This window comes from Streptomyces sp. NPDC057694 (genome assembly GCF_042799415.1).
GTDB lineage: Bacteria > Actinomycetota > Actinomycetes > Streptomycetales > Streptomycetaceae > Streptomyces.
In genome coordinates, this window is the sequence record NZ_JBHVIX010000022.1 from 144,070 (window position 1) to 146,563 (window position 2,494).

Here is a 2,494-nt window from a genome sequence, read left to right on the forward strand (position 1 = left end):
GGTGGGTGGGGGGGGGGGGGGGGGGGGGGGGGGGGGGGGGGGGGGGGGGGGGGGGGGGGGGGAAGGGGGGGGGGGGGGGGGGGGGGGGGGGGGGGGGGGGGGGGGGGGGGGCTCCCGCGCGCGCGGAAACCCCCCCTTCCCCCGACTGTGCAGTGCTCCTACACGGGCCGCACCCCGCTCAGCGCGCCGTGCGGGTCAAGGACGTACTTCCTGCTCGCCCCTTGATCGAACTCCGCGTAGCCGCGCGGCGCGTCCTCCAGACCGATCACCGTCGCGTTGACGGCCTTCGCGATGTGCACGCGCTCGTGCAGGATCGCCATCATCAGGCCCCGGTGGTACTCCATGACGGGACACTGCCCGGTCGTGAGCCGATGGCTCTTCGCCCAGCCCAGCCCCAGCCGCACCTTCAGCGTCCCGGTGCGCGCGTCCTGGTCGACACCGCCCGGGTCGTCGGTCACGTACAGGCCGGGAATGCCGAGCGCGCCACCCGCCGTCGTGAGGCCCATCAGCGAGTTGAGGACCGTCGCCGGCGCCTCGGGGGCGTCCGGGCCGTGCGCGCGAGCCTCGAAGCCGACCGCGTCCACGGCGGCGTCGACCTCCGGCACGCCCAGGATCTGCTCGACCTGCTCCTCGGCCGTGCCCCGCGTCAGATCGACCGTCTCGCAGCCGAAACTCCGCGCCTGGGCCAGCCGTTCGGGGTTCAGATCGCCGACGATCACCACGGCGGCGTCCAGCAGATACGCCGACGCGGCCGCCGCAAGCCCGACGGGCCCGGCCCCCGCGACGTACACGGTCGAGCCGACCTTCGTCCCCGCCGTGACCGCCCCGTGGAATCCGGTCGGGAAGATGTCCGACAGCATCGTCAGGTCGAGGAGTTTCTCGCGCGCCTGGTCGGCGTCCGGGAAGCGCAGCGCGTTGAAGTCCGCGTACGGGATCATGACGTACTCGGCCTGACCGCCGACCCAGCCGCCCATGTCGACATAGCCGTAAGCCGCCCCGGGGCGTGCGGGATTGACGTTCAGGCAGATGCCGGTCTTGCGCTCCTTGCAGTTGCGGCAGCGCCCGCACGCGATGTTGAACGGCACCGAGACGATGTCCCCGACGTCCAGGAACTCGACGTCGGGGCCCTTCTCGACGATCTCGCCCGTGATCTCGTGGCCCAGGACCAGACCCTCGGGCGCCGTGGTGCGGCCGCGCACCATGTGCTGGTCGCTGCCGCAGATGTTGGTGGCGAGCACCTTGAGGATCACGCCGTGCCGACACCTGCGGCCGACGTTGGCGCGCGCCACACCCGGGCCGTCCTTCAACTCCAGCGTCGGGTGGTCGATGGTCCTGACCTCGACCGCACCCGGTTTGAGGTATGCGACTGCCCTGTTTCCGCTCATGCCTGATCGCCGTCCCTTCGGCTTCGTCGCTCGTCGTCGGCGGATGTTCCGGCTGTACGCACGGTGGAGTCTGCTCCCGAAACAGCGTGCTGAGGAGACGTGCGGCGCGGTGCTGTTGAAAGCAGTGCCGTCGAAGAGGAGAGCGAGCAGGCAGGCGCGGCTGCCGGGAACGTGCTCAGCGGCGCATCCGGCCGCGGTCGAGCAGCCCCACACCGAGCGCGGCCAGACCGATCTGGATCAGCCACTCGATCCAGTCCACGCCGTTGGTGTCGGCGACGTCGAGGCCGGCGGCGATCGCCGAGCCGAGCAGGGCCGCCACAATGCCGACGGCGATCGTCGCCAGGATCCCGATGCGTTGCCGCCCGGGCAGCACCAGCCGCCCGAGCACGCCGATGATGATGCCGATCACTATCGCGCTGACAATCCCAGAGATCTCCATGTCGCTGTGAACTCCCTCGTGTTGGCCATGTCGCCAAGTCGCTTTTTTGCGTCTGGGGGTCGTCTTCCCCTTGACGGCCCGTCCAGTCGGCGGGCTCGGCACGCTACGAGGCGTCCAGTGAGACGAGAGACGCAGGCCGACTAGGGTGACCAGCCATGACCGCGAACGATCAGACCGCAGCCGCAACGGCCGCATCCGCCCCCGATGCCCCCTCCTTCGCCGTGCGCGTTCCGGACGTGGAGCTCGAACCGGAGCCGCTCGACCCCGCCCAGATCGTCTCCGGCACCCCCGAGGTCACCGGCAAGGTGCTGTGGGAGTCGGCGGACGGCAGGCAACTGCGCGGCATCTGGCAGATCACCCCCGGCGTGGTCACCGACACCGAGGCGAACGAACTGTTCGTGGTCGTCAGCGGCCGCGCCACCGTCGAGGTCGAGGGCGGCGACACCCTGGAGGTCGGCCCGGGCAGCGCGGCGGTACTGCGCGAGGGCGATCGCACGACCTGGACCGTCCACGAGACGCTGCGCAAGGCGTACCACATCACCCTGAACTGAACGTCTTGAGCCCGTCCGGCGTTTGAGGACGAGCCCCTAGGGCGTGTGTCGAAAGTCCTGCCGTTCGCCCGAAGGGCGGGCCCCGCGGCGTCTGGTGCGTGCGATCGCAAGGCGCCGGA

Annotated in this window: 3 protein-coding genes; 1 reads left to right on the forward strand and 2 read right to left on the reverse strand. The window is 71.1% G+C overall.

The genetic code is table 11. The features are described from left to right. Nucleotides 1-158: 158 nt before the first annotated feature. Nucleotides 159-1,385, reverse strand: a complete 1,227-nt coding sequence (gene fdhA / locus ACFVDP_RS34180) for a formaldehyde dehydrogenase, glutathione-independent (protein ID WP_383498260.1) — start codon at nt 1,383-1,385, stop codon at nt 159-161. Between the two features lie 175 nt (nt 1,386-1,560). Continuing rightward, on the reverse strand, nt 1,561-1,824 hold the full coding sequence (locus tag ACFVDP_RS34185) for a GlsB/YeaQ/YmgE family stress response membrane protein (RefSeq protein ID WP_383498262.1): 264 nt from the start codon (nt 1,822-1,824) through the stop codon (nt 1,561-1,563). Between the two features lie 155 nt (nt 1,825-1,979). Here ACFVDP_RS34185 and ACFVDP_RS34190 point away from each other — a divergent pair, with 155 nt between their 5' ends. Continuing rightward, nucleotides 1,980-2,375, forward strand: coding sequence for a cupin domain-containing protein (locus ACFVDP_RS34190; protein ID WP_383498264.1), 396 nt, complete (start codon nt 1,980-1,982; stop codon nt 2,373-2,375). The last annotated feature ends 119 nt before the right edge of the window (nt 2,376-2,494 follow it).

What these genes read in the sequence shown, in the direction of transcription:
- fdhA (WP_383498260.1), bottom strand. Translation starts at nt 1,385, where the DNA reads ATGAGCGGAAACAGGGCAGTCGCATACCTCAAACCGGGTGCGGTCGAG.
- ACFVDP_RS34185 (WP_383498262.1), bottom strand. Translation starts at nt 1,824, where the DNA reads ATGGAGATCTCTGGGATTGTCAGCGCGATAGTGATCGGCATCATCATC.
- ACFVDP_RS34190 (WP_383498264.1), top strand. Translation starts at nt 1,980, where the DNA reads ATGACCGCGAACGATCAGACCGCAGCCGCAACGGCCGCATCCGCCCCC.